Consider the following 19,857-nt stretch of genomic DNA (forward strand, 5'->3'; position numbering starts at 1 on the left):
CCCGGTTTCTCCGTGGAACCGGGGGCGCTGTTGTGTGCTATCCGCGCAGGATGCGGCGCCACGTGTGCCCGGCCTGCGCTACTGCCGCCCCGCCGTGTGCCACCCGCGTATCCACCCGCGTGTGCCGTCGTAGTCGATGCGGTACCAGCCGTTCCTGCTCGCGGTGACGGTGACCTCGGTGCGAATGTCGAGCGAGCCCAGCCGCACATCCGTGTTCGGGCGGCTCTGCTCGTCGACGATGTCGCCGTAGACGGGGACATCGTCGGTGCGGGTGCGTGCCCGGAACGACGACGTGGGGTAGCTGACGCCGGTGCTGACCCAGCCGTACTTCACAACCTGGGGGGTGTTCAGGCCGGGGCAGCCGCCGGTCTCGCGCGCGCGGTCGGCGGTCAGGCCGCTGCGGTTCGTCTCCGAGGTGCAGTGCCACTGCACACGGTTCCACTGCCCGGATTCGTTGGTGCCGAAGCGGGTGAGGAGCCTGCCGCCCGGAACGGCACCGATGACGGGGCCGCCTGGCGAGCGCCGTACGTTGACCGTGGAGTAGTGCGGCGTGGTTTGCACGCCGGTGGCACCGGAGCCTGCGGGTCGGGTGCCGGAGTGGGCGACCCAGCCGGTACGCCCCTCGTGCCGGACCCGGTACTGCCCCCGGTCGTTTCCGGAAACGGTCACCACCGCGTCTTCCGGGATCGTGCCGACGTAGCCGGACCCGCTGCGCCGCGTCGTCTCGTACATCCCGAGACCGCCGCTTTCGGTGACCCGCACGTCGAAGTCGCGCGCGGGCTCCAGCGGTATCGGTGTGAGCCCGCGGTAGATGCCGGGGATGTGCTCCCCGCTGGTGGCCCAGCTGCCCACGGTCAGGCCGGGAATGCTCAGCAGTTCACGCTCGCCCGTGGCCTTGTCGATTCGCGTGATGCTGAAGTGCACGTGCGGGCCACTGAAGTTGGCGTTGCCGGTGCGGCTGACATGGCCGAGTACGGTCCCGCCGCCGACGGTCGCGGACACGATGTCGCCCTTGCTGACGCGCGGTTCCTCGAGAAAGTGCGCGTAGAACGTCTGGTAGCTGTACTGGCCGACCCCGGTGTGTTCGATCCCCACGTACCAGCCGCTGACCTCGCTCCATCCGGTGGAGATGACGCGCCCGGAACGTGCCGGGTGTACCGGGGTGTGGTGCGGTGCCGCGATGTCCGCCGTCCCCGAGTGGTGCGCACCGCCCACGTAGGTGTCGTTGGCGGCCACCCAACCCGAGGTCGGCCAGACGAACGCGTGGTTGTCGCCCTCGGGTACGGGTGTGTGGTTGGGCGGAAGCCGCTCACCGGCGACGTCTCCGGAGGCTTGGCCGGTGGGCAGCGGTGTGGCCGTGGTGGCGATGACCGCGAGCAGGACGATGACAGCCGCGCCCAAGCTCCATCGCGTACCAGTCGACGTTGCCGTCACGCGTACTCCATGGTCGCGGGTCGGCGAGCGTGCTTCGGTGGCTCGCCCTGCCGCCGGAGATTCTCCGGTACCCACGGCAGCTGAGCAATGGATGGCGGGAGAACTCGCGGTGTCAATCAGTCGTCGGTGTGTTTCACGCTGTGTGTCCGGAGCGGAGCTGTTCTACCTCGTCACGCCAGCGACAGGACTTCGTTGAGCAGGAGGTAGGACGGCAGCCAGGCGGTCGTCACGGCGGCGAAGAGGGTCACGTAGGCGGACAGCCGGGTGATCGGGCGGCGCTGTGCCAGCAGCAGGAAGTACAGGAACCACAACACCGCCCAGACGGCCCAGTTCGCCGCCAACCACAGCGGCCATGCCTGCCCGCTCGCGGTGTCCAGCGTGATCCAGGCTGTCGGCGCGGCGGTGATCGCCACGAACAGGCAGTACCAGCCGAGTCCGCGACCATCGCTGCCGAGGTACTGGTTGATCGAGACCCACAGGTAGGTGAAGGCGAACAGCAGGATGTACGAGGCCAGCGTGATCGAGGCGAGATCCTGTTCGATGGTGCCGTGTACCAGCAGGGTCACCGCGGAGATCAGCCCGATGCCACCGGCGAAGGCGTTGATGACGCCGACCTCCCTGTCGGCGATGTGCCCGAGCAGCCAGATCCCGTTCACGAACAGAACGGCCCCGACGTACAGCAGGACGAGTGCGATCACCATGGTGTTCTTCTCCTGGGGAGTACATGCCGGCGGCGGGGCCCGCGCGCCGGGGTGGTGCGCACCGGTGGGAGGTGGCGGTTGGCCAGGGCACCCCACCGGCGCGCTGGTGTCCTACGAGCTCACTGCGGCTTGGCCACGGTCGGCGCGTACCGGACCCGACGCGGACGGCCGGACGTCGAAGTCGAAGATCGCTGTCGGCAGGTACAGCGAGCAGCAGGCGTTCGGGATGTCGACGACGCCGCTGATCCGCCCCTCGATCGGTGCCGAGCCGAGCAGCAGGTAAGCCTGTTCGCCGGTGTAGCCGAACGTCTTGAGGTACTCGATGGCGTTCAGGCAGGCGTTGCGGTAGGCGATGGTGGCGTCCATGTAGTGGTTCGTGTTCGAGTCGTGCTCGACGGAGACCCCGATGAACGTCAGGAACTCGGAGTAGCGGGGTTCGACGTTGCCGGGCATGAATACGGGGTTCGTCGTGATGCCGTACGTGTCCATACCGCCTTTGATCACGTCGACGGCGAAGTCGATATAGCCGCCCATCTCGATGGCGCCGCAGAAGGTGATCTCCCCGTCGCCCTGGCTGAAGTGCAGGTCGCCGCCCGAGAACTTCGCTCCGGGGACGAAGACCGGGTAGAAGATGCGCGACCCCCTCGTGAAGTTCTTGATGTCGTGGTTGCCGCCGTTCTCCCGTGCCGGTACCGTCCGCGCGCCCTCGCCTGCCACCCGGTCGAACTCGGCCGAGCCGGGACGCAACGTGCCCGCGAGGGCGTCCGAGGTGTTCGGGGGTAGAGCCAGCGGCGGCACCCGGCTGGGGTCGGTGGCGATGAGGTCGCGCTCGCGCTGGTTCCACTTGGCGAGCAACTCCGCGGACGGGGCGGTGCCGAACAGGCCCGGATGGGTGATTCCGGTGTACCTGATCCCCGGCAGGTGCCGGGACGTGGCTTGCTGCCCGTGGAAGTCCCAGATCGCCTTGAGCGCGTCCGGGTAGTAGTCGGTGAGGAACCCTCCGCCGTTGGCCTTGGAGAACACGCCCGTGTAGCCCCAGCCCTGCCCCGCCGCGGGACCCGACTCCTGGGGAACGGGACCCAGGTCCAGAATATCGATGACGAGCAGGTCGCCGGGTTCGGCTCCGTGCACCGCGATGGGGCCGCTGAGCATGTGGCAGCGGTCCAGCCCGATGTCCCGTACGTCGTTGGCGGAGTCGTTGTTGCGAATCTGCCCGTCGGTCCACTCCCGACATTCCACTCGGAACTCTTGCCCCGGCCGGACCTCCACGGCGGCGGGGATGTCCGGATGCCACCGGTTGTGACCGGGAACGTCCTGTTCGGTCATGCTTCTCGACTGATCCACGCTGAAAACCACGTCAGGCATATCGGCCTCTCTTCGTTCGGTGTGTCGCGGAGGGTGGGTGTGTTCCCTTGCCGGTGCGGCGGCTTACCGGGAAGGGCTCGCCGGATGCCGGGCGTGCCGCAGCTCGCTCGCGGCTTCCTTGCCGACGAGCCGTGCCAGTTCCGGGGTTTGGTGCCGGTTCCGGTCGTTGCCCTGCCGGCCCGGTCGGCGGTGGGTGGTCGCGGGGTTCTCGCCGCTTTCCTCGGCTCGTTCCCGCACGGACCGCAGCTGACCGGGAGTCCGGGACAGGAAGGGGGCGCTGAAGACGCGGGGTGCTGCGGTCCCGCAGTGCGGGCACGTCTCCGTATCCGGTGCCGCACCCATGCGGTGGACACGCTGCACGATCCCGCAGTCCGGGCAGTGGAACTCGTAGCTCGGCATCGGCTCAGTCCCTTCGGATTGCAATGATTTCATATGAAACTAATCCGATAGGAACTAGTCGTCAAGAGTCGTGCCCACGCACTTCCCGGTGGAGAGGCCGAGTGGGGCAGGGGCGTGACGTCGCCGGGGTAGCAGCGAGGTCAGCGCCCGCGTGCGGTGAGACGCTCGAGCAGCTCGGCGAGTAACTCCTTCTCCTGGTCGCCGAGAGCGGCCGTCAGCGCTTCTTCCTCCCGCTCGAGTGTCGAGGCGAGAGTGCGATGCAGGTTGCGTCCCCGCGTGGAGAGGTAGACGAGTACGCGCCTGCGATCGCCGATGTCACCGCGGCGGTAGATCAGGTTCACCTCGACGAGACGGTCGATGACGCGCGTGAGGGTAGCCGGGGGAAGCATCGCGTGGTCGGCGATGTCGCTCATCGTGTGCCCTGCGCCGTCGGCCAGGTGTGACAGGACGCGCCACTGGTTCAGCGTCAGCCCTTCGGCGTCCAGCGCAGCGGCCAGGCGCTGGGACACCTCGTGCTCGGCACGGGTGAGCAGCTCGGCGAGCTGCCAACCTACGCGTGCGATCATTGCGCCTCATGTCCGGCTGTGACTACTGTCTAAGTCACTATAAATGATTGCTGGCGGAAGTAGTGACACCCGACCGTGCGCCGGAGGATGGGAGTCCATCCATGGAGCCGACTTCACTCTCGCTCGAGCGAGCGTCCAGGCCACCCGCCCTTGATGTGGAGACCATGCAGGTCGCGCTGGTCATTCCGCTCCAGGGGCCGGAGGGGATATTCGGCCCGTCCTGCGAGGCGTGTGCCGAGCTGGCGGTCGAGGAGATCAACTCTGGTGCCGGTGTGCTGGGACGGGAGCTGCGTCTCGTCGTCGTCGACGGGGGTGCGAAGCCGCAACGCGTCGCCGACGAGCTCGACGTACTCACGTCCGCCGGCGCCATCGATGCCGTCACCGGCTGGCATATCTCGGCCGTACGCGAGGTCGTCGCACCGCGGATAGCGAGCCGGATCCCGTACGTGTACACGCCGCTCTACGAGGGAGGGGAGCGTACGCCCGGCGTGTTCCTGACCGGTGAGACCCCGGGGCGCCAGCTGCTGCCCTCCCTCCGGTGGATGACCGAGGAGCTCGGGGTGCGCCGCTGGTGCGTCGTGGGCGACGACTACGTGTGGCCACGCGGGTCGGCGGCAGCCGCGCACCGCTACGCACGCCGGTGTGGCGTGCACATCTGCGACGAGATCTACGTCGGGCTGGGTACGGACGACTTCGCCGAGCCGCTACGCCGCATCGAGCGCAGTGGTGCGCAGGGCGTGCTCATGTTCCTCGTCGGTAACGACGCGGTGCGGTTCAACCGGGCGTTCGCCCGTGCCGGGCTCGACTCGTCCCTTGTGCGGCTGAGCCCCCTCATGGAGGAGAACATGCTTGTGGCCAGTGGTGCCGATGCCACGAGGGGGATCTATACCGCCTCCGGCTTCTTCCCCGCAGCGGCCACCCCCGAGACGCTGGACTTCGTGGGACGCTACACCGCGCACTTCGGTCCCGAGGCGCCGCTGCTCAACAGCATGGGCGAGTCGTGCTACGAGGGTGTGCGGTTGCTGTCGGCTCTCACGCGGCAGGCCGAGGGGTTCGGGGTGGGCGAGCTCTGCTCGGTCGCCGACTCCGTGGCGTACGGCGGCCCGCGAGGTGAGGTCCGGTTGAGCGGGCACCATCTCGACCAACGGATCTATCTCGCGAAGGCTGACGGCATGCAGTTCGACGTGCTCGCGGAGCTGTCCCCGATGTCGCCCTAGACCACGGTCGCGCCTGGCCGGTCCCGAGCGAGGGCGACCACGACCCCAACCCCGTCACTCCGGGTGCGCGCACTCGTTGGGAAACGTGAATCGCTTTCAAGGGAGGTAGCGTGCGCGCGTCTCGGTCTCTCGCCGTCCTGACGGCTTCGGTCCTGACGGTCAGTGGTCCGGTTACCGGGGCGCTCGCCCAGACCGAGCCGTCCGGGCCCGATCCGGCCGACGACTACGGTACGGCGCTGAACATCATGCCGCCGGGGCAGGCGGGAACGACGACCCCGGCCGAGCTGGCCGAGGTCATGGCCAACGACCCGGAGAACCGCAATGCCGATGCGAGCACCCCGAGCAACGTCGGTGACCAGCTGGAGCCGTATGACGAGCTGAACACGCTCACCCCCGAGGAGATCAGCGGTTCCGACCTCACCGACTTCTACAAGCAGGCGACGTTCACCGCCCCGCCGGAAAGCGAGTGGTCGCGGCCGCGGCAGACCTTCCCCGACCGCCACGACCTGACCATCACCTGGGACAGCGACGGCGTGCCGCATATCGACGGCAACACCGATGAGGACGTGTCCTGGGGCGCGGGCTACGCGGGCACCCTGGACCGCATGTTCCTGATGGACGTGCTCAGGCACGCAGGCGCGGCGCGATCGGCCGAGTTCCTCGGCCCGACCGAGGGCAATATCGCGATGGACCAGCAGCAGCTCCGGCTCGCCCCGTACACCCCGGAGGAGGCTGCCGACCAGCTCGCGGCCGTCGCCGGCCGGTACGGCGAGGAGGGTCAGCGCCTGCTGGATGCCGCCGACGCGTTCGTCGACGGCATCAACGCGGCGCAGGAGGAGATGTGCCCGGGGCTGCAGCCGACCGGTCCCGACTGCCCCGCCGAGTACGCCGCGCTGCAGAAGAAGCCGAAGGAATGGACTCGCGCCGACGTCGTCTACATCTCCTCGCTCGTCGGCGGCATCTTCGGCACAGGCGGGGGTGCCGAGTACGGCAACGCGATGTGGTTCCAGGAGCTGCGCGAGCGTCTCGGCGAGGACGAGGCTCGTCGTGTCTACGATGACCTACGCGCCAAGGAGGACGCCGAGGCTCCGGTGACTGTGGACAGGAAGTTCCCCTACGGCGGCGATGAGGGAATCGATCCGTCGCTGCCCGGGGTGGCGCTTCCGGACCTCGACCCCGACGCGACCGCGCCCGGCTCCGGCGCGCTCGTCGGCGGGAACGAGCCGCCTGCTCTCGACGACCTCACGACGGGCGAGACGGGCGGGCTCCCCGGGCAGCTGGACACCCCCTGGGGGCCGATCGACCTGAACCAGGCCGGCCGGGCGATGAGCAACGCCGCGCTCGTCGGCGCGGACCACACCCGTGACGGCCATCCTGCCGCGGTCTTCGGCCCGCAGACCGGGTACTTCGCCCCGCAGCTGTGGACCGAGCAGGTGCTGAACGGGCCGGGCGTCAAGGCGCGCGGTGTCGCCTTCGCAGGCACGCACCTGTTCGTGCAGATCGGCCGGGGGGTGGACTACGCCTGGTCGGCGACGAGCTCCAACAGCGACAACGTGGACACCGTCGTCGAGCGACTGTGCGAGATGGACGGTTCCGAGCCCACAGTGGAGTCCGAGGACTACCTACGCGACGGCGAGTGCGTGCCGATGGACTCGCGGACGCACGAGCAGACGGCGCTTCCGAACGTGACCGCACCGGAAGTCCCCCGGCATCTGGAGTTCCTCGTGCTGCGTACCCACCGCGGCATCGTGCAGCTGCGAACCACCGTCGACGGCGAGCCCGTGGCGATCGTATCGCAGCGCAGCACCTACAACCACGAGGTCGACTCGGCGATCGGCTTCATGCGGGCGAACGACCCAGACCACGTTCGCGACGCCGAGTCGTTCCAGGAGGCGATGCACGGTATCGACTACACGTTCAACTGGTTCTACGCCGACGACAGCGACATCGCCCACTTCGGGTCCGGGCTGCTGCCGAAGCGTGCCGACGGGGTGGAGTTCGACTTGCCGCGCTGGGGTGACGACGAGTTCGGCTGGCAGGGATTCGAGCCCTTCGACCGGCACGTCCAGCAGGTCAACCCGCCGTCCGGCTACTTGATCAACTGGAACAACAAACAGGCGGTCGACTTCGCGGCTGCCGACGACCAGTGGGGCTACGGGAGCGTGCACCGCAGCCAGGCACTGTCCGACCGTATCGAGCCGATGGTCGCGCGGCGCGACGTCACACCGGAGTCGCTGACAGCCGCGGTGCAGGACGCGGCGACGGTGGATGTGCGAGCCCGTTATACGCTGCCGCACCTGCTCGACGCGCTCGGCGACGACCCGGGTACTGCGGAGGCGGCGACGATACTGCGTGCGTGGCTGGAGGACGGCGCGCACCGCGAGGACCGCGACCGCGACGGCGCGTACTCCCACCAGGCCGCGATCGCCGTCTTCGACGAATGGTGGGAGTCCGGCACCGGCGGCCTCGCGAAGGACGTGCTCCGCGGCGGGCTCGGCGGGCTGGTCGACGAGCTGCCCAAGGCACTGGACAACCATCCGCGGCACGGAGTGGGCTCGGCGTGGACCGGAGCCTGGTACAGCTATGTCAACAAGGACCTTCGCCAGCTGCTCGGCGAGCCGGTCCGGGATCGCTGGCACCGCTCGTACTGCGGTGACGGCTCGGTCGAGGCGTGCCGCTCGACACTGCGTGACTCGCTGGCCGGGGCCGTCGAGCGCGTCCGGGACCGTCAGGACGGCGCTGCCGTGGGGGATCTGACCTACGACAAGAGCATCGACAGCATCCGCTCGGTCCGCGCGGGTGTCGTGGGAGTCCGGGATATCGACTGGCAGAACCGGCCGACCTTTCAGCAGGTCGTGCAGCTGACGTCGGGGCGGTAGAACCGGATCGAGGGGCCTGCACCGAAGCGCGTCGGGTCCGCTCGACACGGACCTGACGTGCCGGAGTTACTCGCCCGTTGGCCCTGCCACCCGTCAGATGATCGGGGGGCGGCCCAGCCGGGCCATGCGCATGATCGTGTTCCAGCTGATCGGCGACCGTCTCGCGCACGGCAGGCGCACCCCGTCGTAGTAGCCGCGTAGGTGCTCGCGGAAGACCGCCAGGTTGCGCAGCCGCGTGGTGTCGATCAGGAACCACGCCAGGATGTAGATGGCCCCGAGGGCGGCCGGGAGGTTGCGCTTGGCGAGCCAGACGCGGTTCCGCGCGCTCATGTAACGCCCCTGCGCGTGCCGTTCGGGGGGCACCGCGGAGTGGTAGGCACAGATCTCGGTGCAGTAGCGCACCGCGTAGCCCGCGTCCATCACGCGCCAGCTCAGATCGATCCCCTCGTGCATGTAGAAGAACTCCTCGGGCCAGGCGCCCGCGGACTCGAGTGCGTCCCGCCGGATGACACACGCCCCTTCCCACACGTTCACGACGTCGCCGCCCCGATCCGGGTCACCGATTCGCAGCCGGGGAACGAAGCGCCGCGGCGTCGGCATGCCATCGGGATCACGCACCCGGGGCTGCACAAGGCCCAGCGTCGGGTCGTCCTTGAACATCCCCGCGGCGCGTTCGAGGAAGTCCTTGCCGTCCAGGAACGCGTCGTCGTCGAGGAAGAACACGAGGTCGCCGGATCCCTTGCTGATCCCGGCGTTGCGGCCACCGGGGATCCCGACGTTCTCCGGCAACGTCATGACGCGGATCTCCTGGTCAAGACCCTCCGGGGTGACACCGTTACCGACGACGATGATGTCGGTGGTCACCCCTTGCTGCTGCAGCAGCGACTCCACGCCGCGCCGCAGGTTGTCCGGTCGCTTGTTCTGGGTGAGAACGATGCAGCTGATAGCGTTCATCAGCGCAACCTCCTCGAGGTCAGGACGCTGACAAGGTGGCCGATCACCACGATGACGGCGATCGGGACCAGAACGACCAGCAGGATTCGGGTACCGGTCAGGGAGCCGAGCACAGCGTCGGCGACGGCAGCGGCCACGGCGAGCAAGCTGAGCTCGATCGCGAGGAGCAAGCGGTGGAAGGGCACGTAGTTGACGAGCTGGCGAAGGTTGCGCAAGCCGCGTTTGCGCATGACCGTCTCGTCATCGGCCAGCAATGCGCGCCCGGCGTGTGCGCGCGCGACATGCACCAGCTCCGTCTCGGACTTGATCATCAGCACGAGCAGGGCCGTGGCCAGGCCCAGCGTCGTCCATCCTCCGATGGAGGAGTACCCACCGTCCGCCCGCACGCCGAGTGCCGCGACGAGGGCGGCGTCGGTGGAGAAATGGCCGATGCGGTCGAGATAGACACCTGCCGGACTGCTCGTGCCGCGCCACCGGGCTATCTCCCCGTCGCTGCAGTCGAACAGCAGCTGCAGCTGGATCAGCACGAACGCGAGGACGGCGGCCCAGAGATACGGAAGACCCAGGAACCCTGCCGCGAGCAAACCACTACCGATCATCAGCCAGGTGACGCCGTTGGGGGTGATCGGCGTGGGCAGCAGCGCGCGCGTCAGGTACAGCGACAGGTTCCGCATGTACAGGCGCCCTGCCCAGTGCTCACCGCTCGCCCGCCCGAGCACCGAGTCCGGATGGCAGGTCCGGCGCAGGTCAGCGATCGAAGGTTTCAATGAATGCATCCACATTCTTCCTGATCTGGTCCTCGTCCAGCTCGCGGGACTCGAGGATGGTGTACCGGTCGGGTCGGGTCGACGGTGCCGCCTCGACGGCGGCACAGAACTGTTCTCTGGTGAGGCCGATGTCGGCGGGCAGCCGTGCGACTCCGTGCCTGCGCATGCACGCGTCCATGGTGCCGAGCACCTCGTCCCCGCGCAGGTATGTCGCGAAGAGCGCGCCCACGGCGACCTGCTCGCCGTGCTTGGCGCTCCCGGGGTAGAGCGCGTCGATCGCGTGCGATATCTCGTGACACGCACCGCTGCACGGCTGGCTCGTCCCGGCCACCGACATCGCCAGCCCGCTCAGCACGAGCGCTTGAGCCAGTGTGTTGAGGAAGGCATCGGACTCGATCGACTCCTGGTGGTAGAGCACGGCCTCGGCACCGGAACGCGCGAACGCGGTAGCCAGACCGTCGACCGTCGCGCCGAGCTGCTTGTGGGCGAGCCACCAGTCGCTCAACGCCGACAGGTTGCTCACCGCCTCCCCGATACCCGCGCGTAACCACCGAGCGGGGCTGCGGTGGACGTAGTCGAGATCGACGACGACGGCGAGCGGGATGTGCACGCCATGGGATCCCTTGCGCCCGTTGTGCTGGAGGGACGCGACCGGTGAGGCGAGCCCGTCATGGGTGAGGCTGGTCGCCACGGACACCATCGGGATGCCGACGAGGCTGGCGGCGTACTTCGTGACGTCGAGCGTCTGACCACCGCCGATCCCGATGATGGCGTCGTAGAACGACTCGCGCAGTGAATGCGCGAGCTCGCGCGCGCTGTCGATCGACCCACCCTCCACGCGGACGATGGTGGCCTGGCGCAGCTGCGGCTCGAGCGTGCTCGCGACCTCGTCCCCCAGGCCCGGACCGACGGCGATGGCTACGCGCCCTCCCGACGAGATCCTCCCGTCGGCGAGCAGCTCGCCGAGCCGGTCGATGGCTCCCCGCCGGATATCGACGGTGAGCGGGGACTCGATCATCCTGGCAAGTAATGGCATGCGACCTCCCGCGCACGGACGAGATCGGTGTGGTCGTCCACCTCGACCCAGTCGGCCGCCCCGATCGAGGTGACCGCGATGCTCCCACCCTGGTTCACGAACTCCTGGTACCCGTCCTCGTAGTACAACGACGGGTCCGTCGACCACGTCGTCTCCAGCGCTGAGGTGAGCGCTCCGGCGGCACGGGACTCGATCAGCGTGACGCCGATGTACTCCCCGGCGGCGACCGCGGGGTCGACGGCCTTGTTGATGTGCGCGAGCGCGCCGTCGGAGTCCAGGACGACCTTCATCTCCTCCTCGGCGAGCGGCTTGCCGTCGTCGACGGCGAGGAGGATGTCCGCGCCGCGTGCCTCGAGCAGGCGCTCCTCGACAGTGAGCGGATGGACCGTGTCGCCGTTGATGAGCAAGGCACCTTCACCGAACCACTGCCGCGCCACCCACAACGAGTACGCGTTGTTCCACTCTTCGGCCTTGTCGTTGTACACGGTGTGCAGGTTCACGCCGTAGCGACGCTCGAAGTCGTCGACCCGCTCCTCGATCCGCTGCGCGGCGAACCCGGTGACGAGTACGACCTCGTCGATGCCGACCTCGCGGAGGTTGCCGAGCGCGATGTCGAGGATCGTCCGCTCTCCGGACACGGGCAACAGGGCCTTCGGCAGCTCGTTGGTCAGCGGCTGCAGCCGCCGTCCCGCCCCCGCGGCCAACACAAGTCCGATCATTCTGCTTCGTCTTCTTCCTCTTCGTACTGCGCGGGGCGCTGCGCCTGGCTGAAGCGGCGCCAGCTCGCCACGGATTCGGTGATGTAGATCCCGCCGAGCGCGATCGCCGCCACCACCATGCCGACCGCGAGGCCGCCTGCGAGCAGCAGCGCATACGCCACGAGGAGCCGCAGCTCCCATCCGCCGCCCGCGTAGCGAATCCACTGGGGCGGCGCCAGCCCCTGATGGCGCAACCGGTAGACGGTGTCGTAGTGGTGGAAGGCCAGGACGCCGAACAGCGCGAAACACGCGGGCACGGCCGCCGGGTCGGCCATGACGACGAGCGTGAGCAGCGTGCCGTACTCGGCGGCACGCAGCAGCGGCGGTACGAGCCAGTCGAACTGGCCTGCGAGAGCGTGACCCGCGGCCACCCCGGCGAGCAGCACGTGGCCGACGGTGGCCACGCCAAGCCACGGCGTGACCTGACCACCCGTACCGGCGAACGCGGCAGCCAGCAGGACCGCGCCTGCCAGCGTCAGCAGTGACGCGGGTACGGACGCCAGCCTTCTGCCGAGCGTCCGCCCGATCACCGGGGCGAGCGGACCGTCGTCGCGGTAGGCAACCAGAACCGTCATGCCGCCACCGTCCTCATGGTCCGCCCGGTGAGTTGATACAGCAGCGCCAGCGACCCCCATACGAGCAGCGCGATGAACGTGACCTGCGGGTTCCACACCGCCGCGGTCACCGAGATCAGTGCCATGCGCTCGCCGATGGGCAGCACGATGATCTTCTTCGGCCACCGGGTCACCGAGCGCCGCTCCAAGGCCCGCGACAGCGCCGCACCGCCCCGGCCGAGCCTGTTCAGCAACGTGGCTCGCGCAGCAGGCAGAGCGGTCTCCTCGGCTTGCGGGGATGCCCCTTCGGGTTGCCGTTCGGTGAGTAAGCGGTCCTCCGGTTGGTCCAGCGGCAGTGCAGGCAGCGTCGAGAGAACGTGGTGCCTGGCCGAGGCGAACGAGAAGTCCACAGCGTGCCGGACCGTCTGCAGCGCGAACGCCGCGGCCGCGAGCGGCCACACGTCGATACCGAATCCGATGGCGGCCCCGATGGCGAGGCCGGCGTAGGCCACGTACTCCTTCGCCCTGTCGAAGACCGAGTCGAGCCACGAACCGAGCTTGGAGAAGGTGCGGGTGTACCTGGCGAGCTGGCCGTCGACGCAGTCGAAGGTGAAGGAGGCCTGGAGCATGACAGCGCCTGCGATGAGGCCTTCGCGTGTGCCCGTGGCGAACAGGGCCGCGGCGACGATCCCGAGCGCCAACGACAGCACGGTAACCCCGTTGGGGGTCCATCCGCGGCGCGCGGCCCAGCGCGCGATGTACTTCGAGTACGGGCTGACGAAGAACGTGGTGAAGAACCCGTCGCTGCCCTTGACGGCCGAGTCGAGCAGGACGCGGTCCTCGTCGTAGCCTTCCATCCGCTCCATGGAGCGCTCGACGCCTTCCGCCGACAGCGGCCGTGACCAGTACAGCTCGCGCAGGTAGCTGTTCGTCAGGTGCACCTGCGAGCGGACGAGGCCGACCAGGAGCAAGGGGACGGGATCCCTCCTGGCCATGTCGGTGCGCCGCGCCAGAAGCCGCTCGGACTCGGGATCGAGCACGACGTCCTCGACGCTGTCGAGGTCGACGGGATCCTCGTCCTCGTCTTCGTTGAGCAGCGCCGCCCCCTGCTGCGCGTCCTGCTCGTGCCCCTCGGAGCGCTCGCCGGGCTGCTGGTCTGCCCCGGTGCCGGCCGCCGACCGCACCAGACCCAGCCGCCACGTCTGGCGGAGGTGCTCGAACTCCTCTTCCCAGCGGGGTGGAAGCCCTGCCTCGGTCAGCTCGGCCAGCTTCCGTGACGCCGAGACCAGCGATGCGCGGTCACGCTGGTCGATCTTGATCAGGCCGAGGAAGTACCCGGTCGGCTTGCGGACCCTGTGGTACGGGCTGCCCGCGCTGACCAGCCTTCCCCGCTCGGCACGGGTGCGGGAGGTCCAGGAGTCGCGCACGCGCTTGTTCCTGGTCAGGATGCCGGACACCACGCGCGGGTCGGCGAGCAGGCCCGCGAGGACTTCCCGTTGCGTGAGGATGTCTCCGGAACCGATCACCAGCGGCCGGCGCGTGGCTGATGCGATCTCGTCGACGGCACGCATGTCCTCGGCGGTGCTCGCGCTGCTTCGGAGCTCGACACTCAGCCCCGCCTGCGCGGTCGCAGCCTCGATATCGCCGTGCCACTCCGGTCGCGTGACCACCCAGGCATTCTCGACGCCCAGGGAGGCCAGCTGGTCGAGCAGGCGTCCGATCAAGGTCGATGCGCCACACTTCAGGGCGGCGGCTGGGGGACCGTCCGGGCTACCCACCGTGGCAAAGAGGACTGCGGCCGCAGTCACCAGACATTCACCTCTGCATCGTGAGCTGTTGGTTCACCGGTAGTGTGCACGATACCCCCTCGTTATACGCGTCTTGTTGTCAACGTCGTGTGAGTGGCGCTGCCCCGTTCCGTTCCCCCGAACGTGCACCGCACGGAGCCGGCACGGCGACGGTGACGAGCGCGGCGTTGCGTACCTATGGGGCAACGCGCGCCAGAAGTACAAGCCGGATGGCTTTCACCGCCTCACGTCGATCACATGAGCCGGCCACTATATTCGACGTCGATGGTGCGAGCCGTCCGGGCCGGTACGTTCCCGATCGAGCCCGTCTCGCGCGCGAGGGCTCGGGAAGTCCTGCCGGTCGTGCCCGCTGCGCGGTACAGCCGTGCGCACGGCGCTACGCTGCCGGCGTCCGTCCATACGAGAGCGTTGACTGGAGGTCTTCGTTGACGAAACTGATCTCGCCGGCCGTGCGCAGGCGCGTGCGCGGCCTGCTGGAACGGGCGGGGTTCCGCGTCCGGCGCGTCGCACCCGGCACGGTGCTCGTATCGCGCGGCGAGACGGCTACGAAGCACCAGCTACCGAACGATGCCGCGAGTGCGCGTTCGGGACTCGCGGCTTCCCTGGTAGACGGGGTCGGTGAGGTCCACGCCCCGAATGCGGTGAAGGTTCATCCGCTCGGGCACGGCGCCGCGATGGTCGAGAGTCCCCGGGCGGCGCGCCGGCATGTCTTCGACATCCACAAGGCACTGTTCCAGCGGATGACCACGGCGCATGTCGCCGACCAGCTTCAGGCCTACGGCGTGAACTGTGTCATCGACGTCGGCGCCCATAAGGGACAGTACGCTCGGCAGCTTCGCCAAGCGGGATACAACGGACACATCGTGTCTTTCGAGCCCGTACCCGAGATTTTCGCGCATCTCGAAAGCAAAGCGGAAAAAGATCCGAAATGGACGGTTTATGGGTGTGCGCTGGGCCGGGCCGAGGACACCCTCGAGATGAACGTCGTTTCCGGGACGATGAGTTCCATCCTGCCGCCGAGCGAGTACGGCACGGGGCGCTACAAGCGGTTCCGTGACATCACATCTGTCGAGGTGCCGGTCCGGCGGCTCGACCAGATGCTCGACGAGATCATCCCGGACGAGCTCACCGAGCCGCGCCTGTACCTGAAGATGGATACACAAGGGTACGACCTCGAGGTGTTCGCCGGCATGGGCGAGCGGATGCACGAGGTGGTGGGCATGCAGTCCGAGGTCGCCGTGCTGCAGATCTACGAGGGCATGCCGCGACTGACGGAGGCGATCGATACGTTCGAGAAAGCGGGCTTCGAGATCACCGGTATGTTCCCTGTGACACGCGAGGCCGGTACGGGCAGGGTGCTGGAGTTCGACTGCGTACTGGCACGGACGGAAGCGCTCACCTAGTCAGCGTCCGGAAGAGCTCGTCCCAGCGACGGCCGACGGCGTCGATGTCGAACCCGTTCGCCGTCTCGACCGCGGCCGCGGCCATCCGCGCCCGGTCCTCCGCGTGCTCGATCGTGTCGAGCAGCGCGCCTGCGAACGCCCGAGTGCGTTCCTCACCCGAGTCGGGGACGAGGAGGCCGTCGTGGCCATGCGTGATGATCTCGGCCGGACCACCCGCGTCGAAGCTCGCGACGGGAAGCCCGGCACTCATCGCCTCGATGACCACGAGGCCGAAGCCTTCGACGTAGGAGGGCAACGCGAAGACCGAGGCCTTCGTGAGCTCCTCGACCAGTCGGTTGCTGCGGCCCATCAGGTGCACGTGGTTGTCCAGTTGCGTGCGCGTGATCTGCTGCTGCAAGCGTTCCCGCTGCGCACCCGAGCCGTAGATGCGCAGCCGCCAGTCCGGGTGCTTCGCCGTCACCAGCTCGAATGCTGCGATCAGCAGGTCGAACCTCTTCTCCGGCACCAGCCGGCCCGCGGCGGCCACGACCTTCTCCCTGCTGACCGGTTCGAGGGGCACCGCGGAGGGCGCGGCGGAGGGAAGCGCGTTGGTGATCCGTACGACATGCGTGCCCGAGTCGCCGAGTACCGCGGTGTAGTGGCGGACGTCCTCGCGGGTGAGTACCGCGAGAGCGTCGAGCCGGGAGTAGTCCCGCGCGACCGCCCTGCGGATCCCCGGCCGGTGACGCTGGTAGCTGACGTGTTCCTGCGCCACCGTCGTGACCCACGGGGGAGCGAGCTGCGCTGCGAGCAAGTTGAGCCCGGGCCGGGTCGTCACCAGGATCTGCGGGGGAAGTGCCCGGAGCATCCGGGCCATCTGCAGGTCGGTCCAGAGCGAGCACAGACCGTGTACCCAGTCCTCCTCGTGAACGAGCAGGCTCGGAAGTCGTGTGAGGACGTTCCGGATGAGTGATCGGCCGGGTATGTCGCGCTTGTCGTGCAGGACCCGCACGGTCACGCCGGGCGGTATGGGAAAGAACGGACGTTCCCGGCGGCGAACCACGGTGGTGATCTCGATGTCGTACTCGGAATCCAGGTGACCTGCGACATTGAGGACTGTGCGGATCGTCCCGCCCATGCCGTAGACGTGGCTGAGCAGAAAGGTGATCTTGACGGGGGCGCCCTCCGGGCGCGACGCGCGCGCCGCGCCCGGCCGCGCGACCCAGTACCGGACCAACCGGACGGCGAGCCGCCGGGTCAGCCGCAGGGGCGGTTTGACGAGCCTCGGCCACCATCGCGCCGTGGAACTCACGAGAGGATCACCTCGGTAGAAGTGTTGCCGGCCGGACCGGTACCGGCGTGACGCGGTACCGGTCCGGCGTCTGCTTGCCGCTGCGACAGTATTCACGCCCTGTTGACAGGTCGTATAGTACGAACATCGGGCGGAGTGCGTGTCAGCGGCACCCGACGCCAGCCGCCGTTCGAGTGTTATGGGATGTGACGTGAACGAGACCGGTACCGCGCCCCGTTCGGAAGCCGGCGAAGCCGTCTTCGTGTTCAGCACGCTCGGCACGAAGCGGGGAGGCGTCACCCGCATGATCCTCACCCGCATGCGGCTGTTCGCGGAGGCGGGTATTCCTGTGCGGTTGTTGCTCTCGGATCATTCGCCGCACGAGGATGCCGAGGAGGCCGCGATCCGGCGGAGTTGGGGCCTGCCCGACTCGGTGGAGATCCGCTACTTCTGGCGGGAGGCAGCCCCCGGCGGGGGTGGGACCGAGCCCGACCCGCTCGCGGCCGCCGCGGAGGAGCCGGGGTTGACCTCGTTCGCCGAGCCGTCGGGTTCCGGCCGGATCGTGCGTTTCTACGACAACGGGGTGCTTGCCAAGTCCAAGCACTTCGACGGACACCGGCGCGTGGTGCGCATCGACCATCACGACATCGCCCGTCGGGTGGTGACCAGGGAGTACTTCGACCCGGACGGTCGCCTGGTGCGGGCGGACGACGTCAACCCGGAGACCGGTGCGCGGGCGTTGCGCCGGTGGTTCGACCGCTCGGGGGCGTGCTGGCTGACGAGCTGGATCTCCGAGGACGGTAAGACGACCCGGTCGGTGCGGCACCGGCCGGAGCCTGCCGCCTACGACAGCTACTACGAGTGCGTCGCCGAGTGGGTCGACGCGGTGCTCGCCGACTCCCCGGCGCCGGTCGTCTTCTCCGACAGGCGCCCGTTCGACCGGCTGCTGCTGGCATTGCGCCACCCGCGCGCCCGCACGGTGGCCGCCCTGCACAACTGCCACACCACGCAGCCGTATCGTTCCACGGACCCGACGAACCCGACATGGCGGCCGCTTGTGGACAACTTCGGTGCGTTCGACACCGTCGTCGTGTTGACCGAGCGGCAGCGCCGCGACCTGACCGCGCGGTGCGGCGGCGGGAACGCCACCGTGATCAACCATGCGGCATCACCCGCACCGGAGACGCGGGCGACCCGGCAGCCCGGTGTGCTGGTCACGGTTGCCCGCATGGAGCCGCAGAAGCGGCTGAGCCATGCGATTCACGCCTTCGCGATCGTTGCGTCGAAGGTACCGGACGCCCGGTTCGACATCTACGGCAGCGGCAGCAACGAGGCCAAGCTCAAGGCCCTGGTCGACAAGCTCGACCTCGCCGACCGTGTCCGCTTCCGCGGGTTCACCGACCGCCCGCTGGAGGCCTTCGCCTGCGCGTCGGCTGCGGTGCTGAGCTCCTGGTACGAGGGCTGGGGGCTGGTGCTCACCGAGGCGATGAGCGTCGGAACCCCGGTGGTGGCCTACGACATCAACTACGGCCCCGCGGAGGTGGTCCGGGACGAGGTGGACGGGCTGCTCGTGCCGCCGGGCGACATCGACGCGCTCGCCGCGGCCATGGTCCGCGTGCTCGGCGACGATGACTTCGCGCGGTCCCTCGGCGAGCGCGCGACCGAGGTCACCGAGCGGTTCTCCGTCGAACGCTGGCAACGGGAATGGCTCGAGCTGTTCCACACACTGGCATCGACCCCGGTCGAGTCCGCCCGGCGCGGCCACGGCGCGGACCGTTCGACCCGTCGTGCGGCCGGAACCTCATGAGCGCACGCAGCCTGCTGGAACGGGCGCGTCCCTACGCGCGCCCCGCCGTGCGCAGGCTCCGGCCTGTCGCGCGTCGCGCTGCCGGTCGGGCCCGCTCGACGGTGGGACTTGTCCGCCTGTGCGGCTTGGTGCTGGCGCTGCGCGTGCGGCGGCACAGGGTGTACGTACTGGTGGCCGGGGCCGAGACCGCACCACTGCGCACAGCCGTCCGGTGTGTGCGTTTCGCCGCAGGCTTGCGGGCACCGGCTGAGCTTGTCGTCATGGACTACTCGAACGACCCGGCCGCGGCGGGGGCACTGGCCGGTGCCCCCGCCGGTGTCGCGGTCCGGCTGTTCTGGCGTGACGCCGCTCCCGACGGCGGGGGAGCCACGCCCCGGTACACGTCCGGCACCGCCGACGCGCCCGAGCCGCATCCCGGGTCGCTCGAGCGGTCGTGGGACACGGGTTACTACCAGGCGGGTAGGCCGACCATGGCGGTCACCGAACGCGGCCGCACGACAGCCGTCGAGCATTACCAGCACGGCAGCATGCCGTCGCGACGCGACGAGATCGACGAGCGCGGCAGGCTGGTTCGCACCGTCGACCTGCACCCGGCCACCGGCCGCGCCGTGACGCACCGTTACCTGGACACGTCGGGGCGCTGCTGGATGTCCGTGTGGATCGATACCGACGGGACAGTCGGTCGCGCCCAGCGGCACCGCCCGGTGGCCACGGAGTTCCCGAGCCTACGCAGCGCACAGGCCGAATGGCTGGCGTCGCTGCTGGAAACCGAGCGACGGCACACGGTCCTGGCGGTCGGCGCCGATGCGGTGTCCGTCGCGGAGATGGCCGGCGCGCCGTACCGGTCGGTGCGCACGGCCGGATGAGTGAGCCGACTGCCGGCCTGTGGCAGGCAGTCGGCTGAAGGAACACGCACGGGCCCGCGGGTGGGCCCGTGGC

17 protein-coding genes and 1 pseudogene are annotated in these 19,857 nt (G+C 68.9%); 5 read left to right on the forward strand and 13 right to left on the reverse strand.

Annotated features, from left to right (window positions below):
- Positions 1 to 78: 78 nt before the first annotated feature.
- The 6 genes and pseudogenes from CHB84_RS24050 to CHB84_RS17035 form a co-directional block, all read right to left on the reverse strand.
- A complete protein-coding gene (locus CHB84_RS24050; RefSeq protein WP_425432313.1) occupies positions 79 to 732 on the reverse strand; it encodes an SH3 domain-containing protein in 654 nt (217 codons plus the stop codon).
- A gap of 180 nt (positions 733 to 912) precedes the next feature.
- Positions 913 to 1,509, reverse strand: a pseudogene (locus CHB84_RS24055) (M23 family metallopeptidase); the annotation flags it as partial.
- Between the two features lie 95 nt (positions 1,510 to 1,604).
- Positions 1,605 to 2,135, reverse strand: a complete 531-nt coding sequence (locus CHB84_RS17020; RefSeq protein ID WP_089302629.1) for an AmiS/UreI family transporter — start codon at positions 2,133 to 2,135, stop codon at positions 1,605 to 1,607.
- 111 nt (positions 2,136 to 2,246) lie between these two features.
- Complete coding sequence (gene fmdA / locus CHB84_RS17025) at positions 2,247 to 3,500, reverse strand: formamidase (RefSeq protein WP_089302630.1); 1,254 nt, start codon at positions 3,498 to 3,500, stop codon at positions 2,247 to 2,249.
- A 63-nt stretch (positions 3,501 to 3,563) separates the two neighbouring features.
- Positions 3,564 to 3,899 carry a zinc ribbon domain-containing protein gene (locus CHB84_RS17030; RefSeq protein WP_176440011.1) on the reverse strand — a complete coding sequence of 112 codons (336 nt, stop codon included), beginning with the start codon at positions 3,897 to 3,899 and terminating at the stop codon, positions 3,564 to 3,566.
- A 140-nt stretch (positions 3,900 to 4,039) separates the two neighbouring features.
- Positions 4,040 to 4,465: a MarR family winged helix-turn-helix transcriptional regulator gene (locus tag CHB84_RS17035; RefSeq protein ID WP_089302632.1), complete on the reverse strand. Its 426-nt coding sequence runs from the start codon at positions 4,463 to 4,465 to the stop codon at positions 4,040 to 4,042.
- A gap of 101 nt (positions 4,466 to 4,566) precedes the next feature.
- Between CHB84_RS17035 and CHB84_RS17040 the strand changes: the two genes are divergently transcribed.
- Positions 4,567 to 5,682 carry a substrate-binding domain-containing protein gene (locus CHB84_RS17040; RefSeq protein WP_089302633.1) on the forward strand — a complete coding sequence of 372 codons (1,116 nt, stop codon included), beginning with the start codon at positions 4,567 to 4,569 and terminating at the stop codon, positions 5,680 to 5,682.
- Positions 5,683 to 5,792: 110 nt separating this feature from the next.
- Positions 5,793 to 8,561 (forward strand): penicillin acylase family protein, encoded by a 2,769-nt coding sequence (locus CHB84_RS17045; RefSeq protein ID WP_089302634.1) that lies wholly within the window; start codon positions 5,793 to 5,795, stop codon positions 8,559 to 8,561.
- A 93-nt stretch (positions 8,562 to 8,654) separates the two neighbouring features.
- Here the strand turns inward: CHB84_RS17045 and CHB84_RS17050 are convergent, their stop codons facing one another.
- The 6 genes from CHB84_RS17050 to CHB84_RS23940 are packed head-to-tail and all read right to left on the reverse strand — an operon-like array spanning position 8,655 to position 14,438.
- Positions 8,655 to 9,515, reverse strand: a complete 861-nt coding sequence (locus CHB84_RS17050; protein WP_089302635.1) for a glycosyltransferase family 2 protein — start codon at positions 9,513 to 9,515, stop codon at positions 8,655 to 8,657.
- Positions 9,515 to 10,282: a CDP-alcohol phosphatidyltransferase family protein gene (locus CHB84_RS17055; protein WP_217898605.1), complete on the reverse strand. Its 768-nt coding sequence runs from the start codon at positions 10,280 to 10,282 to the stop codon at positions 9,515 to 9,517. Before CHB84_RS17055 ends, CHB84_RS17050 begins: the two co-directional genes overlap by 1 nt.
- A complete protein-coding gene (locus CHB84_RS17060) occupies positions 10,263 to 11,318 on the reverse strand; it encodes an iron-containing alcohol dehydrogenase family protein (RefSeq protein ID WP_089302637.1) in 1,056 nt (351 codons plus the stop codon). Before CHB84_RS17060 ends, CHB84_RS17055 begins: the two co-directional genes overlap by 20 nt.
- The gene (locus CHB84_RS17065; protein ID WP_089302638.1) at positions 11,297 to 12,037 is read right to left on the reverse strand and encodes a phosphocholine cytidylyltransferase family protein; all 741 of its coding nucleotides are present in this window, start codon (positions 12,035 to 12,037) and stop codon (positions 11,297 to 11,299) included. Before CHB84_RS17065 ends, CHB84_RS17060 begins: the two co-directional genes overlap by 22 nt.
- Positions 12,034 to 12,651 carry a DUF5941 domain-containing protein gene (locus CHB84_RS23935; protein ID WP_089302639.1) on the reverse strand — a complete coding sequence of 206 codons (618 nt, stop codon included), beginning with the start codon at positions 12,649 to 12,651 and terminating at the stop codon, positions 12,034 to 12,036. The genes CHB84_RS17065 and CHB84_RS23935 overlap by 4 nt, the downstream gene beginning before the upstream one ends.
- The gene (locus CHB84_RS23940) at positions 12,648 to 14,438 is read right to left on the reverse strand and encodes a CDP-alcohol phosphatidyltransferase family protein (RefSeq protein WP_217898606.1); all 1,791 of its coding nucleotides are present in this window, start codon (positions 14,436 to 14,438) and stop codon (positions 12,648 to 12,650) included. The genes CHB84_RS23935 and CHB84_RS23940 overlap by 4 nt, the downstream gene beginning before the upstream one ends.
- Before the next feature lie 425 nt (positions 14,439 to 14,863).
- Between CHB84_RS23940 and CHB84_RS17080 the strand changes: the two genes are divergently transcribed.
- Positions 14,864 to 15,841, forward strand: coding sequence for an FkbM family methyltransferase (locus CHB84_RS17080; RefSeq protein WP_217898607.1), 978 nt, complete (start codon positions 14,864 to 14,866; stop codon positions 15,839 to 15,841).
- Here CHB84_RS17080 and CHB84_RS17085 read toward each other — a convergent pair.
- The gene (locus CHB84_RS17085; RefSeq protein ID WP_176440012.1) at positions 15,834 to 17,132 is read right to left on the reverse strand and encodes a glycosyltransferase family 4 protein; all 1,299 of its coding nucleotides are present in this window, start codon (positions 17,130 to 17,132) and stop codon (positions 15,834 to 15,836) included. The two genes, CHB84_RS17080 and CHB84_RS17085, sit on opposite strands and share 8 nt — an antisense overlap.
- Before the next feature lie 190 nt (positions 17,133 to 17,322).
- On the opposite strand from CHB84_RS17085, the gene CHB84_RS17090 reads away from it, so the two are divergent.
- Together CHB84_RS17090 and CHB84_RS17095 are read left to right on the forward strand one after the other, a co-directional pair.
- Positions 17,323 to 18,918, forward strand: a complete 1,596-nt coding sequence (locus CHB84_RS17090; RefSeq protein ID WP_176440013.1) for a glycosyltransferase — start codon at positions 17,323 to 17,325, stop codon at positions 18,916 to 18,918.
- Complete coding sequence (locus tag CHB84_RS17095; protein ID WP_089302642.1) at positions 18,915 to 19,784, forward strand: hypothetical protein; 870 nt, start codon at positions 18,915 to 18,917, stop codon at positions 19,782 to 19,784. Before CHB84_RS17090 ends, CHB84_RS17095 begins: the two co-directional genes overlap by 4 nt.
- Positions 19,785 to 19,857 lie beyond the last annotated feature (73 nt).

Source organism: Haloechinothrix alba (assembly GCF_900188115.1).
GTDB lineage: Bacteria > Actinomycetota > Actinomycetes > Mycobacteriales > Pseudonocardiaceae > Haloechinothrix > Haloechinothrix alba.

Excerpts from the sequence above, each read along its gene's own strand:
- CHB84_RS24050 (WP_425432313.1), bottom strand. The coding sequence starts at position 732 with ATGTACGAGACGACGCGGCGCAGCGGGTCCGGCTACGTCGGCACGATC.
- CHB84_RS17020 (WP_089302629.1), bottom strand. The coding sequence starts at position 2,135 with ATGGTGATCGCACTCGTCCTGCTGTACGTCGGGGCCGTTCTGTTCGTG.
- fmdA (WP_089302630.1), bottom strand. The coding sequence starts at position 3,500 with ATGCCTGACGTGGTTTTCAGCGTGGATCAGTCGAGAAGCATGACCGAA.
- CHB84_RS17030 (WP_176440011.1), bottom strand. The coding sequence starts at position 3,899 with ATGCCGAGCTACGAGTTCCACTGCCCGGACTGCGGGATCGTGCAGCGT.
- CHB84_RS17035 (WP_089302632.1), bottom strand. The coding sequence starts at position 4,465 with ATGATCGCACGCGTAGGTTGGCAGCTCGCCGAGCTGCTCACCCGTGCC.
- CHB84_RS17040 (WP_089302633.1), top strand. The coding sequence starts at position 4,567 with ATGGAGCCGACTTCACTCTCGCTCGAGCGAGCGTCCAGGCCACCCGCC.
- CHB84_RS17050 (WP_089302635.1), bottom strand. The coding sequence starts at position 9,515 with ATGAACGCTATCAGCTGCATCGTTCTCACCCAGAACAAGCGACCGGAC.
- CHB84_RS17060 (WP_089302637.1), bottom strand. The coding sequence starts at position 11,318 with ATGCCATTACTTGCCAGGATGATCGAGTCCCCGCTCACCGTCGATATC.
- CHB84_RS17065 (WP_089302638.1), bottom strand. The coding sequence starts at position 12,037 with ATGATCGGACTTGTGTTGGCCGCGGGGGCGGGACGGCGGCTGCAGCCG.
- CHB84_RS23935 (WP_089302639.1), bottom strand. The coding sequence starts at position 12,651 with ATGACGGTTCTGGTTGCCTACCGCGACGACGGTCCGCTCGCCCCGGTG.
- CHB84_RS17095 (WP_089302642.1), top strand. The coding sequence starts at position 18,915 with ATGAGCGCACGCAGCCTGCTGGAACGGGCGCGTCCCTACGCGCGCCCC.